Source organism: Pseudoalteromonas sp. L21 (assembly GCF_021728035.1).
GTDB classification, from domain to species: domain Bacteria; phylum Pseudomonadota; class Gammaproteobacteria; order Enterobacterales; family Alteromonadaceae; genus Pseudoalteromonas; species Pseudoalteromonas arabiensis.
This window is the reverse complement of record NZ_JAKKCV010000001.1, coordinates 736,498-753,804: the sequence shown is the minus strand read 5'-3', so window position 1 is coordinate 753,804 and position 17,307 is coordinate 736,498. Positions and strand designations below refer to the sequence as shown.

Genomic DNA, 17,307 nt, shown 5'->3' with positions numbered 1-17,307 from the left:
AGCAATGGATGTTCAAACACTCACGTTTATTATTGTCGGTTTAAGCTTCGCGCTTTACATCGGCATCGCAATCTGGGCCCGTGCAGGGTCAACAAATGAATTCTATGTTGCTGGTGGCGGTGTTCCACCACTGGCCAATGGTATGGCAACGGCCGCTGACTGGATGAGTGCAGCATCGTTTATCTCAATGGCGGGTATCATCTCGTTTGCGGGTTATGATGGTGGTGTATATCTAATGGGTTGGACAGGCGGTTACGTACTTCTTGCTTTATGTCTTGCGCCTTACCTTCGTAAGTTTGGCAAGTTTACGGTGCCCGATTTCATTGGTGATCGTTATTACTCACAAGCAGCACGTATTGTGGCAATATTATGCGCCATCTTTATTTGTTTTACATACATTGCAGGTCAAATGCGTGGTGTAGGTGTTGTATTCTCTCGCTTTTTAGAAGTTGATATTGAGACCGGTGTTTACATTGGCATGGTGATTGTTTTTTTCTACGCTGTATTAGGCGGGATGAAAGGCATTACATATACGCAAGTAGCGCAGTATTGTGTACTGGTATTTGCTTACCTTGTTCCAGCAATCTTCATTTCAATGATGATGACGGGTCACTTCTTCCCACAAACAGGGTTTGGTGCAACGTTAAGTGATGGCTCAGGACAGTTTGTACTTGATAAACTTGATGGGCTCAGTACTGAACTCGGCTTTGCGCAATATACCGAAGGCTCGAAGAGCATGATTGATGTATTCGCAATCACAGGTGCGTTAATGGTTGGTACTGCGGGTCTGCCTCACGTAATCGTTCGTTTCTTCACTGTTCCTCGTGTTAAAGACACACGTATCTCAGCGGCATGGACGCTTGTTTTCATTGCTATTGTTTATACAACTGCACCTGCTGTTGCATCGTTTGCCCGTGTAAACATGATCGATACAATTAATGGTAAAGATGGAAGCGGTACAGAGTATGCTGAAGCGCCAGCATGGGTTAAGAACTGGGAAAGAACAGGCCTTATTACCTTTAATGATAAAAACGGTGACGGCAAAATGTTCTACTCAGCAGGTAAGATTGATGATCCAAACAGCGCTAATGAAGTGAATGTTGACCGCGACATCATGGTACTTGCAAACCCTGAAATTGCAGACTTACCAGCATGGGTGATTGCATTAGTTGCAGCGGGTGGTATCGCAGCAGCGCTATCAACAACTGCAGGCTTACTATTGGTAATCTCGACCTCGGTATCCCATGACTTATTAAAACGTACCTTAAAACCAGATATTAGTGACAAACAAGAGCTACTTGCAGCGCGATTAGCGGCAATGATAGCGATTGTGATTTCAGCTTACTTTGGTATTAACCCGCCAGGGTTTGTGGCCTCGGTTGTTGCCTTTGCATTCGGCTTAGCAGCGGCGAGCTTCTTCCCAGCTATCATAATGGGTATCTTCTCTAAGAAGATGAATAAAGAAGGTGCAATCGCGGGTATGGTGACAGGTATTACTTTCACTGCGGCTTATATTATCTACTTCAAGTTCGTAAGCCCTGAGCTAAATGCGCCTGCACACTGGTTATTTGGTATCTCTCCTGAGGGGATCGGTCTAGTTGGTATGATTGTTAACTTTGTAGTGGCAGGTATCGTACTTAAACTAACGGCTGAAACGCCAGTTGAAATCCAAGAAATGGTTGAAAGTATTCGTAACCCGAAAGGTTCGAGCGCAGCGCACGCGCACTAAAAATGCCATTTATGAGAACACACTCTTGAAGGTTAAAAGCCCGACTTAAGTCGGGCTTTTTATTTATTTAAAACGGGAGTAGTGTAGATATTGCCCCATCGAATAGCGAGAATGACCATGAATACCGAGCAACAGGAAGTCGCCCAATTTGTGATGCAGCAAACCCCTTTTAATCAGCTTGATATGGCTGCCTGCGAGTACTTTGTTAACCATCTCGATATTATTTACCTTACCCGTGAGAATCAAAATCAGTGGTTAAGCTCAGAAAATCCAAAGTTGTTTTTGATTCGCTCTGGTGATTACGATTTGGTTGATGCAAAAGGCGATGTGATTGCTAAGTTGGCAACTGGCGATTACTTTGGCTTTCCCTCATTGCTAACAGGCGAGGCCATTCAAAATAGTATTTCTGTGCAAAAGGAAGGCATTGTCTACATGTTAGGCCAAGCGGCATTTGACTATTTGCGTCGTGAATACAAAGTATTTGAGCAATACTTTGTGCGAGCTCACAAGAATCGCCTGCTTTCATCTCACTATAAGAGTCAAAATGAGAGTTGGTCTGAAAAGAAAATAGCGGAGTTGATGAACCGAAAAGCAGTCATCTCAGCACCTGATGCGAGCATTCGACAAATCGCTAAGAAAATGAAAAAACAGGGTGTCTCGTCGATTATGCTCACAGAAAATGAGCGTTTAGTGGGGGTCGTTACAGACAGAGACTTGCGCAACCGTGTATTAGCCGATGAGGTTGACCCACAAGAGTCTGTCAGCAGTATTATGACTGCTAAACCAAAGTTTATTTTTGAGAATAATCGGGTGTTTTCAGCGTTGCACTTGATGCTCAAATACAATATTCATCATTTACCTGTACTTGATGAGCACCATAAACCATTGGGTATGCTAACCAGCACTGATTTATTGCGTCAGCAAAAAAGTGACCCTGTGCAATTGATTGGTCGTATTTATAAAGCGCATAGTGTGGTTGACTTAAAACGCTATTCGCAAGAAATCCCGAGCTTATTAAAAGGTTTTTCGAATAATATCGATGATATCTCACTGATTGGTAAATTATTAAGTGGTTTAACCGATGCCTTGACCTCGCGCTTAATTCGTTTGTTTCAAGAAGATAATGGTGCTGCGCCAACCAGCTTTAGCTTTATTTGCTTTGGTTCGCAGGCCCGTGAAGAACAAACCCTGCATTCAGATCAAGACAATGGCTTACTGTTGCCAGATGGGTTAACTGAACAGCAGCAAGATTACTTCAGACGTATGGGCGAGTTTGTATGCGATCAGTTGACTGAATGCGGTATTAAACGTTGCCCAGGTAATATTATGGCGAGCAACCCACAGTGCAGAATGGGTATAAGTGCATGGACTGAAAAATTCTATAAATGGATTACCTCCCCCACGCCAGGGGCCATGCTCAATTGCAAAATATTTTTTGATTTACGGTTTATTGAAGGCTCAACAACCTTATATGCAAGCTTCTGTGAACAATTAAAACGTATTTCTAAAAATGACTTATTCTATGCGGCTATGGCCAGTGATATTAAAAATACACCTGTACCAATCGGATTGTTTAATCAATTTAAGCTAGAAAAAGATGACAAGCAGCATAAGTACCTTGATTTAAAAAAACGTGGTGTGGTGATCATCAACGATATAGTGCGTTTATATTCTCTCAAAGCGGGTATTCAGCGGGCTAATACGCAAGAGCGAATCGATGCCTTAATGAGATTTTCATTACTCAATAAAGATGATTTGTATAACCTAAAAGATTGCTGGCGTTTTTTAACGCAGCTGCGTTTAGGTACGCAAATAAATGAAGAAGGCCTACCGAGTAACTGCATTAATCCAAATGCCTTAAACTCCCTAGAGCGCCACCAATTAAAAGAAGCGTTTTACTTGGTTAAACAAGCACAGCAAGCTGCTGCCTTTAAATTTGCTCGCGGAAGTTTATAGGAGAGCACCATGGTAAAACGCTGGTTAAGTCGGTATTTAGCACGCAAGCAATTATTGGCGTCTAATGCCTATAAAGAACGCTACATTGTGATCGATATGGAATTAACAGGTCTTGATCCTCGCAAGCATGAAATCGTCTCTGTGGCGTGGGTGATGATAGAAGATCAATGTATTAAACTCAGCGGTGCTCAGCACTTAATAAATAAAGACGTGCAAAGTTTAGAGCAAAGCCCGATTTATCACGGTATTGCTAAGCAAGATATAGATGCAGGCGAAAGCTTAGAAACGATCCTTGGCAAGCTGCATGAGCATTTTGATGAGTGTATTTTGGTGTTTCATAATGCGGCGCTGGATTGGGGGTTTTTAAAACAAGCGTGTCGTAAGTTCGGTTTAAAGGCAAAAGCGCGTTTGATTCTTGATACTTTTGTGATTGAAAAAAAGCGCCTCCATAAACAAGGTCATGAAATTGGCCACGATGACTTAACTCTCAGCGAATGTCGCAAACGTTACAATTTACCGCATTACAGCTCGCACCATGCCCTTACTGATGCCATGGCAACTGCCGAGTTATTCTTAGCGCAGTGCCATCAAATCAGCCGGGGTAAACCATTAAAAGTAGGGGAGGTGGTTTGATTAGCAGGCGTTATTTGAAAAGGGTTAATCTCGAGGGAATTTTTGTTTTTGATGTAGAACACGCATGACACGTATTATGTCATCCTCGACCCAATAGGAAATAATCATCGAGATTTCAGGGATAATGAGCAGTCGCCCTTTGATGCATGTACGCTCTACGCCCATCTAAGTAGGTTCTACTTATGCTAGTATTAGCAGCTGTGTTTTGTTTAAAGGAATAATGTATGTTGCATAATATAACCAACACACAAGTGAGTGAGCACTTTGAAAAATACCCAGAACATGCTCGAATTCGTTTAATGGCGCTTCGAAGTTTTGTATTTAACATTGCCGCTGAACTAGAATTAGGTGATGTTCAAGAGTCTCTAAAGTGGGGAGAACCTAGTTATAGTATTAAAACAGGTAGCCCAATAAGGTTAGATTGGAAGTTAAAGTCTCCTACTAATTACTACCTCTTCTTTCATTGCCAAACCAAGTTAATTGATACCTTTCGTCAATTGTATAGTGAAACGTTGGTGTTTCAGGGAAATAGGGCAATTGTGTTATCACTCACTGAGCCTCTACCAGAAGCTGCAATTAAACACTGCTTGGAGATAGCTTTAACGTATCAGCAGCGTAAGAAATTACCTCTTTTAGGTGTATGAGAAAGTAAAACGCGATATAAAATCGCGCCTACGCTATAAATCAACTTCTTTTTCTGCAGACCTCTTATAAAAACTTCAAAGGTCGATTACCAAAACTGCGCCATCTAAAACATGCCAAGCAATTTTTATTTTGGCTGACCTCTTATAAAAATGTGTAAGGTCGATTACCAAAACTGGGCCATCTAAAACACGCTAAGCAATTTTTATTTTGGCTGACCTCTTATAAAAATGTGTCAGGTCGATTACAATACCGCCATCTAAAAGGCAGCTGCCTTTATCTGCAAGCAACTAGAGTGGATTTTCTTCTTCATGGCAATCAAACTTGCAATTAACGGTTTTGGTCGGATTGGGCGCAACATCGTCCGTGCTTTGTACGAATCAGGGCTTGAAGATCAGATTAAAATTGTCGCTATTAATGAACTAGCCGACCCAAAGGGCATTGCCCATCTCCTTAAATACGATACATCTCATGGTCGTTTTTCATTTCCTGTTAATCTAGGTGAAGATACGCTAACAGTCGCTAATGATTCTATAGCACTGTTTGCTGAAGAAAACCCCGCTGAGTTGCCTTGGCAAACCCTTGGCATTGATGTAGTGCTTGAATGCACAGGAGTATATCACTCACGAGAGCATGCTGAGCTACACTTAAATGCCGGTGCAAAAAAAGTATTATTTTCGCAGCCAGCTGATGCCGATGTTGATGCCACCATAGTATATGGTATTAATGACGATGAATTAAAAGCAGAGCACACAATCGTTTCTAATGGCTCATGCACAACTAACTGTATTGTGCCAGTTATCAAAGTATTAGATGACGCATTTTCAATTGAATCTGGGGCAATTACGACCATTCATGCGTCGATGCATGACCAACAAGTGATTGATGCATATCATCATGATTTACGTCGTACTCGCGCAGCTAGCCAGTCCATTATTCCGGTAGATACGAAACTTGCTCGCGGTATTGAGCGTATACTACCTAAGTTTCATAGTCGCTTTGAAGCCATTGCAGTGCGTGTGCCTACAATCAATGTGACGGCCATGGATTTGAGTGTTACCGTTAATTCTGATGTCGATTTAGCGGCGGTTAATCAAGCACTTAAACTGGCAGCTAAAGACCGTCTTGATGGTATTTTAAGTTACACTGAAGAGCCTTTGGTGTCGGTAGATTTTAATCATGACCCACATTCTTGTATCATAGACGGCACACAGACACGTGTTAGTCATAAACGACTGATAAAGTTGTTGGTGTGGTGCGATAATGAATGGGGTTTTGCAAATCGTATGCTCGATACTGCGCGTGCGATGGTGGCTATAAGTCAATAATTTATAAATATAATATTAGTATCGTTAACTAAGGAGAAGTCCATGTCGGTCATTAAAATGGCAGATTTAGATTTAAACGGCAAACGCGTGTTAATTCGTGAAGATTTAAATGTGCCTGTTAAAGAAGGTAAAGTGACCTCTGATGCACGTATTCGTGCAGCATTACCTACTATCAAATTAGCGTTAGAAAAAGGCGCTAAAGTAATGGTGATGTCACACCTTGGCCGCCCTACGGAAGGGGAATATGATGAAGCATTTTCACTTGCCCCAGTCGTTAATTATTTAAATGATGCTCTTGAGCAAACTGTGCGTCTTGAAAAAGACTACTTAGAAGGCGTAGACGTTGCTGATAATGAAGTGGTGGTTTTCGAAAACGTGCGTTTTAACGTTGGCGAAAAGAAAAATGACGAAGCTCTGTCTAAAAAGCTCGCTGCATTATGTGATGTATACGTAATGGATGCATTTGGTACGGCTCACCGTGCGCAAGCATCTACTCACGGTGTGGGTTTATTTGCTGATGTTGCCTGTGCAGGTCCACTACTTGCGGCAGAGCTAGACGCACTAGGCAAAGCGCTTGATAACCCTGCGCGTCCTTTAGTGGCGATTGTAGGTGGTTCTAAAGTATCGACTAAGTTAACTGTACTTGATTCATTATCTACAGTCGTTGACCAGCTTGTAACGGGTGGCGGTATCGCGAATACCTTTATTGCGGCAGCGGGTCACCCTGTAGGTAAATCTTTATTTGAAGCTGATTTAATTGATGAAGCAAACAAATTAAGTGCAGCGGCAAAAGCAAATAACGGTGAAATTCCGGTACCAACCGATGTTGTTGTTGGTAATGAGTTCTCAGAGTCAGCGGTTGCAACATTAAAAGATGTTAATGAAGTAACAGACGAAGATATGATCTTCGATATTGGTCCTGATACAGCAAAGCAGCTTGCAGATATTATTGCTAAAGCTGGTACTGTTGTGTGGAATGGCCCTGTTGGTGTATTTGAATTTGATCAGTTTGGTAACGGCACTCGTGCTATTGCGGATGCGATTGCGAATTCAAATGCGTTCTCAATTGCGGGTGGCGGTGATACGCTTGCGGCAATTGATAAATACGGCATTGCCGATAAAGTATCTTATATTTCAACTGGTGGTGGTGCATTCCTTGAGTTTTTAGAAGGGAAAAAGCTGCCAGCGGTTGCTATGCTTGAAGAACGTGCTAAGTAATTAGTGCGAAGCCAGCATAATCAGTCGTCTGGTTATGCTGGTTAGCTGTTAATAAAATACCTCTCACCTTCATTTTATTTTCAGCTATAACGGTCAGCGATAGTAAATGCTGTGGCTTTTCGTGATGCAGTGATGCATCAAAAACTAACATATCCGTTCAAACTAGATAGTAGGAAACTACTGTCGATACAATTTGGAGAATCCCAAATGGCTTTAATCAGTATGCGACAACTTCTTGATCATGCAGCTGAAAATGGTTACGGCGTTCCTGCGTTTAACGTTAACAACCAAGAGCAAATGCGTGCAATTATGGAAGCGGCTGATAAAACAAACAGCCCAGTAATTGTACAAGGTTCTGCTGGCGCACGTGCTTATGCCGGTGCCCCTTTCATTCGTCATATGATTTTAGCAGCCGTTGAAGAATGGCCTCATATTCCAGTTGTAATGCACCAAGATCACGGTACTTCACCAGGTGTGTGTCAGCGCTCAATCCAGTTAGGTTTTTCATCAGTGATGATGGATGGCTCATTAATGTCTGATGGTAAAACACCTTCAAGCTACGAATACAACGTTGATGTAACGCGTCAAACAGTTGAAATGGCACATGCTTGCGGTGTGTCTGTAGAAGGCGAGCTAGGTGTTTTAGGCTCACTTGAAACAGGTGAAGCAGGTGAAGAAGATGGCGTAGGTGCGGAAGGTAAACTTTCTACAGAGCAAATGCTAACTGATCCTGAAGAAGCGGCTGACTTCGTTCGTAAAACACATGTAGATGCACTTGCTATTGCATGTGGTACATCACATGGTGCGTATAAATTTACTCGTCCGCCTACAGACGATATTTTAGCGATTGATCGTATTAAAGAAATTCACGCGCGTATCCCAAATACTCACTTAGTAATGCATGGATCGTCTTCAGTGCCACAAGAGTGGTTAGAAGTTATTAACCAATACGGTGGCGAAATTCCTGAAACTTATGGCGTACCAGTAGAGCAGATCATCGAAGGGATTAAATACGGTGTTCGTAAAGTTAATATTGATACCGATCTTCGTTTAGCATCAACAGGGGCGATTCGTCGTCATTTAGCTTTAAATCCTGCTAACTTTGATCCACGTAAATACTTAGCTGAAGCAACCAAAGCTATGACAGAGATCTGTGTAGCGCGTTATGAGTCATTCGGTACCGCGGGACAAGCAAGTAAGATCAAAGCTATTTCTTTAGATGATATGCACCTTAAGTATTTATCTGGTGAGCTTGATCCAAAAATTAAGTAATTGATACTAAATCAATAAAACCGGCTTCTATGCCGGTTTTTTATTGTCTAGATCAAATTGGATCAGCGATTTACTTACTCAAGCTTGTTAGGATCAGCGTTTTACTAACCTTAAACTACACAGATCATTATTTTACTAGTTCAATACTGATCTCAGCCTGTTCTCTGCTCAGCTTTTAAACGAAATACTAAGAGCCTTAACATTAAATCAATAAGTTAGCCTGATATGTAAGTATAAAATTGATCTGAAACTGATCAACTTAGTAAAAACCTGATCCTGATCTGTTTCAGTTAGTAGATCAGTGATCTGAAATATTTATATTAAATACTTGCTTATATCTTGACCAATAACAGTTTATGTTCGATTTTTAAGTTACTGCTTAAATTAAGGATCGTCCTATGAACAAACCAGTCATTATGTTGTCGAGCTTTGCTCTATGCTTATTTTCTTTTGATAGTGCAGCCGAGGCAATTGATATTTATGGCCGAGCCCATTTAGGTATTGCAAATAGTGACACAGGGGAGGGGAGTGACACTTCCGTTGAGAGTTACAGCTCTCGCATAGGAATTAAGGGAAGCGGTGATATTAGTGATGGCTTTAAAGCTATCTATAAGTTTGAGTTTGCTGTAAATGCCGCTGATCAAGATAGTGATGGCAAAACAGAAGAAAATATTACAGCACGTAATCAGTATGTCGGCTTGCAAGGGCGTTATGGGCAAATAGTCGCAGGGCGTCACGATACCGCGCTAAAAGTATCACAGGGAAAAATCGATCTAATGAATGATTTTAACGGTGATGTAAAAGCTCTTTTTAATGGTGAAAACCGTCTTGGAGATGTACTTCATTACAACTCGCCTGTTGTTGGCAATATGCAATTTGTGGTCACCTATATTGCCGAAGATAACTCAAAGCAAAAAGATGAAACGGGCGTATCAGCAGCATTCATGTATGGCGACAGTAAATTTAAAAAGACACCTTTTTTCGTTAGTGTAGCCCACGACAGCAAAGTGGCAGGTTATGACACCACACGGTTTACTGCACAAGGTAAGTTAGGTGATTTCACGTTAGGTGGAATGTACCAACAAAGTGAAAAAATATCAGACTCTGATAGTGAAGACGGCTTTCTATTTAGCGCCTCTTATAAGCTAAATAAATATAAGTTATTAGCGCAATATCAAGATGCGGAAGGCGAGTTTGGTAAGTTAAAAGATTCAGGCATCGGTACGTCTATTGGTATTGAACGAAGTTTGTCAAAACAGGCAAGGATGTACATGTGGTATACACAATTCTCACTAGATAATAACGCCGATCAAGACCATCTAGCTGTTACCTTGAGGTATGACTTTTAGTTATTCAAGCTCATTTAAAGTTAAAAAATACAGATTTATACTTTGATTTTTTGGTACTTTTTGAATTACTCGTTAGACTTTCATAAAAATGTCATACTTAGTCATAATAATGAAACCAGTTCGCTAACGAAAGAGATAAATTGGAATGTCACGTAAAGTACTAGTCGTCGATGACGAAGCACCTATCAGAGAGATGCTGGTTTTTGTTTTAGAGCAAAATGGTTTTCAAGCAATTGAAGCAGAAGATTACGACTCTGCCATTGAAGCGATGGTAGAGCCATACCCCGATATGGTTTTATTAGATTGGATGTTACCAGGTGGGAGTGGTATTCAAATTGCTAAAAAATTCAAGCAAAACGAATATACGCGTCAAATCCCTATTATTATGCTGACAGCACGCGGAGAAGAAGAAGATAAAGTGCGTGGTCTTGAAGTTGGTGCTGACGATTATGTAACTAAACCATTTTCTCCGAAAGAGCTCATGGCGCGTATCAAAGCGGTTATTCGCCGAGTGTCTCCTACTTCTTTAGAAGAAGCCATTGAAGTGCATGGTTTACGTCTTGACCCTATTTCACACCGCGTTACATCAGAAGGGAGTGAATTAGATATGGGTCCGACTGAGTTTAGATTACTTCACTTTTTTATGACTCATCCAGAACGTGTTTACAGCCGTGAGCAATTACTTGATCATGTATGGGGAACAAATGTATATGTAGAGGACCGTACTGTTGATGTGCACATTCGTCGTTTACGCAAAGCGATTGCACCACTTGGACATGACCGTTTGGTGCAAACCGTTCGCGGTGCAGGCTATCGTTTTTCTAGTAAATTATAAGTGCCTTAGCCGACAACAGTTAGCTAATTTACATACTTAAGGTTAAGTGAGTGTATGTATCGAGTAGTCAATAAACAGGCGTTAGCAAAACGCCTGTTTATGTATTTCTTACCCTTGTTATTAGTTGGCGTACTCGTTGGTGCGCCTTTTTTGCTTTTATTTTTAGGCTCTTTTGCACTACTAATTTGGCACTATCATCAATTATATCGCCTTAGCGATTGGCTCCTTAATCAACGTAGTTTTAACCCACCCGAAGGGGAGGGAGCGTGGGAGCAGGTCTTTGAGGGGATCTATCGTTTACAACATCGAAATCGTAAAAAACGTAATGAGCTGGCTGATTTAATTCGTCGTTTTCGTGACGGGGCAGAAGCCGTTCCAGATGCGGTGGTGGTGTTACAAAAAGATCTTAGCATTATCTGGTGTAATCAATTGGCACTTAAGGTATTAGGTTTACAGTGGCCAACCGATCACGGACAACGTTTAGATAATCTTATTCGCGATCCTAAATTTGCAAAGTACATGCATAAAGCGTGTTTTGATGAACCGCTCGAACTGGATGGTGGCCATAGCTATGATCAAACGCTAGAGTTTCGTGTTATGCCCTATGCAAGTTCACAGCTGATGATGGTGGTACGTGATGTTACTCGCTTAAAGCAACTTGAGCAGATGCGTAAAGATTTTGTGGCTAATGTGTCTCACGAACTGCGTACACCACTCACCGTTGTGACTGGTTATTTGGAGATGCTTGATGCTGACACATTACCGCCACCGGCTATGTGGGAAAAAGCACAAACAACCATGCTTGAACAATGTAAGCGTATGGATAGTTTGGTCAATCAATTACTTTCACTGTCGCGTATTGAAGGGGCGCGTCGTCAAGATAACGACAAGCCTGTGAATGTGCCGCAGTTACTTACCTATATTCAAACCGAAGCTAAGTCACTTAATCAAGACAAAGGCCATGAGCTCATATTTAATGTGGATGAAACCTTGGATATTAAAGGTGCTGAGGATGAGTTACGCAGCGCATTCTCAAACTTAGTTTTTAATGCTATCCACTATACCAAGCCTGGTGGAAAAATAGTGGTTAATTGGCAGCTTAAAAATAATCTGGCTGCGTTTAGTGTGACGGATAATGGTGATGGTATTGCTAGTGAACACATTAATCGTTTAACCGAACGGTTTTATCGTGTTGATAAGGCGCGTAGTCGTACAACTGGTGGCTCAGGCTTAGGTTTAGCCATTACAAAACACGTGCTTACACGTCACGATAGTCACCTAGATATTAAAAGTAAACTCGGTGAAGGTTCAACGTTTTCGTTTGCATTTGGCAGCGATAAAGTTGTTCGTTTGCTAGGCTCTTCAGAAAATAATTCAAAGTCATAAAAGTGTCATTTTAGGGTAATCTAACTGTCATCTTGTGTAATTAAAGTAGGTGGCAGTTAGGAAATGGGACGAACAAATCGGAGTAACCCCTATGAAATTCAAAAACCTCGTTGCCGCAATGGGTGTGGCTGTAACAACATTTGTATCAGCTCAAGCAGCTGCAGTTGATAAAGATATGCCTGAATACACTAAGACAAGTGGTATTTCGGGTAACTTCTCATCTGTAGGCTCTGACACACTTGCAAACATGATGACGTTCTGGGCTGAAGAGTACAAGCGCTTCTACCCAAACGTAAACATTCAAATTCAGGCTGCGGGTTCTTCAACTGCGCCTCCAGCATTGACTGAAGGTACAGCAAACTTTGGCCCAATGAGCCGTCGTATGAAGTCAAAAGAAATTGAAGCATTCGAAAAGCGTTACGGTTATAAGCCTACTGAAGTACGCGTAGCAATCGATGCTCTTGCTGTTTTTGTACACAAAGATAACCCTATTGAAGGTTTACGTATTGACCAAGTTGATGCGATTTTCTCTTCTACTCGTAAATGTGGTGCTGATACACAAGCAAATCGTTGGAGTGATGTAGGTTTAACGGGTGACTGGGCTGCTAAAGACATCCAGCTTTATGGTCGTAACTCAGTATCAGGTACTTACGGTTACTTTAAAAAGAAAGCACTGTGTAAAGGTGATTTCCGTAACAATGTAAATGAGCAACCAGGTTCTGCCTCTGTAGTACAATCAATTTCATCGTCACTAAACGCGATTGGTTACTCAGGTATCGGTTATAAAACATCAGGTGTACGTACAGTACCACTGGCGAAAAAAGGGTCTAACTTTGTTGATGCAACCCTAGAAAACGTTGCTACTGGTAAATACCCATTATCTCGTTTCTTGTATGTTTATGTGAACAAGCACCCTAACAAGCCACTTGCACCCATTGATGCAGAGTTCTTAAAAATGGTTCTTTCTGTAGATGGTCAAAAAATTGTTGAGAAAGATGGTTATGTGCCACTTTCAGGCAAAATGGCAATGGCTGAACTTAAAAAGCTAGGCCTTCTGTAACAACCAACAGACATAGTAAAAAACCGCTCAGTTTGAGCGGTTTTTTTTCGTCTATAGTTTAGAGCTTAGCAAGTAGTTTTGCTTTCAGCCGCTGTTGTGCACGGCGAACTTGCTTACGCTTTTTCCCTGAAGGTGCTTTAAAGCTTTGAATAGGCATGATCGTTGGTGACTCGTCAGGTAAAGCTGGCACATCAAAACTTGCCTGTGAGTCCTCAGGTAAGGCAATCTCTTGCTGATGAACACGCAGTGCTGCGAGAGTATCATCATCAATTACCTCGCTAGGGCAAAGGAAAATACCCATTTTGCGCATTTTAACACCAAGACCAATACTGCTTGAGTATCGAACAATTGGTGCAGCTAAAATTAGACCGACTAAAATAGGCGATAACCACCAAAAGAAAGTTGGTGTGTAGTAATACGCAACACCACCCCAAATAAACGCCGTAATCGTAGAGAATAATGTATAGCCAATGGCTTCTTTCCACGGAACCATGCGTCCCTCGCGTGGTTGCGCATCCCAGCTCACTTTTTTGCCAAGAAATACACACACTACAAAGTAGCTATGAAACACCATCATAAGTGGCGCAATGATAATGGCAAATACAGTTTCAATGAGTGCGCCAGCAATGAGTTTCATCGTGCCACCAAATGCTTTATTGCGGTGTACGAGTGTGACAATGATACCCAGTAGCTTCGGCAGTAACAGCAAACCAATTGTAATGAATAATAATGAGTCGATTAATTCAGTTTTTGCTATTTGCCATGTTGGGAAAAGCTGGTACGCATGGTTGAAATACACATCACTGTTTACAGCACGTGTTACCGCATCTAAGGTGCTTAATGCCAACATTGAAAGCCAAATTAATGATGAAATATAGGCCGTAGCACCAAATAAAAAGTGCATTTTACTCATCAGCTTCAAGCCCGATTTAGGGAGTAGGCCTAAGTGCTGAATATTACCTTGTACCCAGCGTCTATCACGAATTGCGTAGTCTAAAATATTACTGGGTACTTCTTCGTAACTACCTTCAATGTCGCTCAGTAATAGCACATCCCAGCCACTGCGGTGTAACAGAGATGCTTCCACAAAGTCATGGCTTAAAATCTCACCGCCAAAAGGCGCGTTACCTTTTAATACTGGAAGGCCACAACACTGCGTAAAGGCTTCAACGCGAATAATCGCATTATGTCCCCAGTAATTAGCTTGATTTGTTTGCCAAAAAGCAGACCCCGTCGCTAGCATTGGACTATATAAGATTGATGCAAATTGTAAAAAACGACCGAAAAAAGTATCTTGGCGAACTGGAATCGGAATCGTTTGGATAAGGCCAGTATTAGGGTTATTGATCATGCTTGATGTTAGCTCAAGCATACATTGACCCGTCATGATGCTGTCAGCATCAAGTACTATCATATGTTCGTATTGGCTACCCCAACGCTCACAAAAGTCAGTTAAGTTACCTACTTTACGATGCTTGTTATCTTCACGGCGACGATAAAATGTGTGTTTCGCTAAATCACCCAAGCGTGCTGTAAATGCATTCCATGCTTTTAGCTCATTGCGGGCAATGTCTGGATCTTGCGTATCGCTGAGTAAATAAAAATCGAAATGCGGCATTTGCCCTGTTTTTTCAAGCGAGCGAAGGCTCACTTCAAAGCCTGCAATAACACGCTCTGTATCTTCATTATAAACAGGCATAACAATGGCTGTTTTCGTTTGGGCAATAGCATCAGCATTTACGTCGATTGGTTTTTGACGTTTCAATGTTAATGGGTCAATGCGTAGGAGCTGTAAAATAAAGCCCATACACCCACTACAAAAGGCAGTAACAATCCACGCAAAGGTTACAGAGAATAATGCCAATAATGCGTACTCAAGTAATGTCATGCCGTTTGAATTTAAAATATCGAACATGATCCACACGCCATACGCTGTTATGGCCAGTGCTAGGCACGTAAAAAGCCAAGCACGTGTCTTTTTAAACGGCATTGCAGTTGCAGTTAGTTTTTTACTATTGGACGTCATTTGGATACCAGACATAGCTCCATACCTCGCTAATTTCTTTGTCACGTAGTTTTAGCGATAAGCGCATATCAACGGGCTTATCTCCCTCAGGCGCCACCTTAAATGCCACGCGCCATCCTTGATTATTTGGTAATTGCTGCACTGTTTTATCGCTGATTTGGCCAGCTGAAATATTTAAATCAGCCATCAGTGCGAAGTTTGCAGACAATTGGTTAATATTTTCGCCACTAAAGTCGACGGTAAATTGGCGATGACTTTTTGGCGGTGGATTCTTCTCACCAGGTAATGCCGCGCTACCTATGCGGGTTCTTAACACACTGGCTTTATCTTGCGTTGCAAGGGTTGCATTGAAGGTTGATAGCTTATAGCTGAAGCTTAAATTATCGCCAGCCTTCATAGCTTGCTCTGGTACCCAGTAGCTAACAATGTTGTCGTTAGTTTCGGTGTCTGTCGGAATTTCAACAAGCTCTACACGTCCTTTGCCCCAATCATTGATAGGTTCAATCCACATGCTAGGACGATTGTGGTAGTGCGCTTCTGTGTCTAAGTAATTATTGAAATCACGGTCACGTTGCGCGAGTCCAAAGCCTTTCGGACTATCATAGCTAAATGAAGTAACACTCAGTTTTTTCGGGTTATTGAGTGCACGCCATACCCATTGACCTTGTGCTGATTGCATTAATAAGCCATCTGAATCATGAACTTCTGGACGGTAGTCATCAAAGAACTTGGTACTGTTTTCACCGTGATAAAACATACTTGTAAGCGGTGCAATACCTAACTTTTTAATGTCTTTACGGGCAAAAATTTGCATCTCGGTTTTTACTTCAGTATTGGTTGAAGGAGTCAGCTCAAAGCGATAAGCACCTGCAACTGAAGGACTATCCAAAAGTGCATAAAGTACGATAGTGGTGTCTTCTGGTGCCGGTTTAACTAGCCAGAACTCTTTAAAAACGGGAAACTCTTCGCCTGAACTTAACGCTGTATCAATCGCTAATCCTCGCGCTGAAATACCGTATACCTGATGCGGACCTACTAGACGAAAGTAAGATGCGCCTTGAAAAACCGCGACTTCATCTTTGTACTCATTATTATTCAAAGGAAAGTGTAAGCGAAAACCCGCATGGCCTAACTGCGCATTTTCTGTGGCTTTACTGATTTCTTGCTCTAAAGGGGCTGCCGTTGCGTCGTAGCGATAATAATCCGTTTTAAATGGCAAGCTTTTAACTTCGGCATTTTTCTCTAGGGTATTGATCGCAACAGGTGATTTATATAAAAAACCTGGGTGAAATAATTGGATTTCATAAAGGCTTTCATCTTTCCAAATAGCTTGTTCAGTACGAAAACGAATTGCGCGATAATCTTGATAACCAATACTTGTTAAAGCTTCAAGTTCTAAATCTTTAGGTGCAACATAAGGCTCTGAAGCTAATTTCTTCGCACGCGCAGTGATAACTTCAAATAGCTTTTCTTGTGGAATAGTAATCATCGCAGGCTTTTGCTCAACAACCGCTTCCTCTGCTTTGGTTGCTTGTGGTTGAGTTTGTTCTTCAATAGCGTATGCATTGCCTGCACAGATGGCTAATAATACGCCCAAGTAGGTCTTCTTTTTTAATGCACTGAAGAGCTTAGTCTGGGTTTCTGGTTTCATTCTGTTTTCCTTTAGCCTTAAAATAATCACGTCGAGCTGTTGTAATTGCGTTAACGTTCTCAGCAAAAAGCGGACCTAAAATAAACACTTGTTTATCATGATTTTTTTTGTTGGTACTGCTAATGTAAGAAGTAATTTTGGGATTAGTAAGAAATAATTACACTGTTAGTTAATCAGTTCATCACTAATACGGGTAAGTTTAATGAACGAAAGCTTGCTCTA

The 17,307-nt window shown here is 41.5% G+C and carries 13 protein-coding genes; 11 read left to right on the top strand and 2 right to left on the bottom strand.

What is annotated here, in order from left to right; translation table 11 throughout:
* The first annotated feature begins 4 nt into the window (after positions 1 to 4).
* The 11 genes from L3V41_RS03450 to L3V41_RS03400 all read left to right on the top strand — a co-directional run bounded on the left by L3V41_RS03450 (position 5) and on the right by L3V41_RS03400 (position 13,408).
* Positions 5 to 1,729 (top strand): sodium:solute symporter family protein, encoded by a 1,725-nt coding sequence (locus L3V41_RS03450; RefSeq protein ID WP_062568812.1) that lies wholly within the window; start codon positions 5 to 7, stop codon positions 1,727 to 1,729.
* 117 nt (positions 1,730 to 1,846) lie between these two features.
* Complete coding sequence (locus tag L3V41_RS03445) at positions 1,847 to 3,685, top strand: DUF294 nucleotidyltransferase-like domain-containing protein (RefSeq protein WP_237114399.1); 1,839 nt, start codon at positions 1,847 to 1,849, stop codon at positions 3,683 to 3,685.
* Between the two features lie 9 nt (positions 3,686 to 3,694).
* Complete coding sequence (locus tag L3V41_RS03440) at positions 3,695 to 4,318, top strand: 3'-5' exonuclease (RefSeq protein WP_062569507.1); 624 nt, start codon at positions 3,695 to 3,697, stop codon at positions 4,316 to 4,318.
* Between the two features lie 224 nt (positions 4,319 to 4,542).
* Complete coding sequence (locus L3V41_RS03435) at positions 4,543 to 4,962, top strand: DUF1801 domain-containing protein (protein ID WP_237114398.1); 420 nt, start codon at positions 4,543 to 4,545, stop codon at positions 4,960 to 4,962.
* Between the two features lie 309 nt (positions 4,963 to 5,271).
* A complete protein-coding gene (epd, locus tag L3V41_RS03430; RefSeq protein ID WP_062569510.1) occupies positions 5,272 to 6,288 on the top strand; it encodes an erythrose-4-phosphate dehydrogenase in 1,017 nt (338 codons plus the stop codon).
* Between the two features lie 42 nt (positions 6,289 to 6,330).
* A complete protein-coding gene (locus L3V41_RS03425; RefSeq protein ID WP_062569511.1) occupies positions 6,331 to 7,506 on the top strand; it encodes a phosphoglycerate kinase in 1,176 nt (391 codons plus the stop codon).
* A 207-nt stretch (positions 7,507 to 7,713) separates the two neighbouring features.
* Entirely contained in the window at positions 7,714 to 8,778 is a 1,065-nt protein-coding gene (gene fba / locus L3V41_RS03420; RefSeq protein WP_062569512.1) for a class II fructose-bisphosphate aldolase, read from the top strand.
* A gap of 398 nt (positions 8,779 to 9,176) precedes the next feature.
* Positions 9,177 to 10,127 carry a porin gene (locus L3V41_RS03415; protein ID WP_237127166.1) on the top strand — a complete coding sequence of 317 codons (951 nt, stop codon included), beginning with the start codon at positions 9,177 to 9,179 and terminating at the stop codon, positions 10,125 to 10,127.
* Positions 10,128 to 10,272: 145 nt separating this feature from the next.
* Positions 10,273 to 10,962, top strand: a complete 690-nt coding sequence (gene phoB, locus L3V41_RS03410; RefSeq protein WP_054551169.1) for a phosphate regulon transcriptional regulator PhoB — start codon at positions 10,273 to 10,275, stop codon at positions 10,960 to 10,962.
* A 54-nt stretch (positions 10,963 to 11,016) separates the two neighbouring features.
* A complete protein-coding gene (gene phoR / locus L3V41_RS03405) occupies positions 11,017 to 12,348 on the top strand; it encodes a phosphate regulon sensor histidine kinase PhoR (RefSeq protein WP_237127165.1) in 1,332 nt (443 codons plus the stop codon).
* Positions 12,349 to 12,439: 91 nt separating this feature from the next.
* Positions 12,440 to 13,408: a phosphate ABC transporter substrate-binding protein PstS family protein gene (locus L3V41_RS03400; protein ID WP_062569515.1), complete on the top strand. Its 969-nt coding sequence runs from the start codon at positions 12,440 to 12,442 to the stop codon at positions 13,406 to 13,408.
* Positions 13,409 to 13,466: 58 nt separating this feature from the next.
* Here the strand turns inward: L3V41_RS03400 and mdoH are convergent, their stop codons facing one another.
* Together mdoH and L3V41_RS03390 are read right to left on the bottom strand one after the other, a co-directional pair.
* The gene (gene mdoH / locus L3V41_RS03395) at positions 13,467 to 15,449 is read right to left on the bottom strand and encodes a glucans biosynthesis glucosyltransferase MdoH (protein ID WP_237114394.1); all 1,983 of its coding nucleotides are present in this window, start codon (positions 15,447 to 15,449) and stop codon (positions 13,467 to 13,469) included.
* A complete protein-coding gene (locus L3V41_RS03390) occupies positions 15,421 to 17,085 on the bottom strand; it encodes a glucan biosynthesis protein G (RefSeq protein WP_237114393.1) in 1,665 nt (554 codons plus the stop codon). The genes mdoH and L3V41_RS03390 overlap by 29 nt, the downstream gene beginning before the upstream one ends.
* Positions 17,086 to 17,307: the final 222 nt, after the last annotated feature.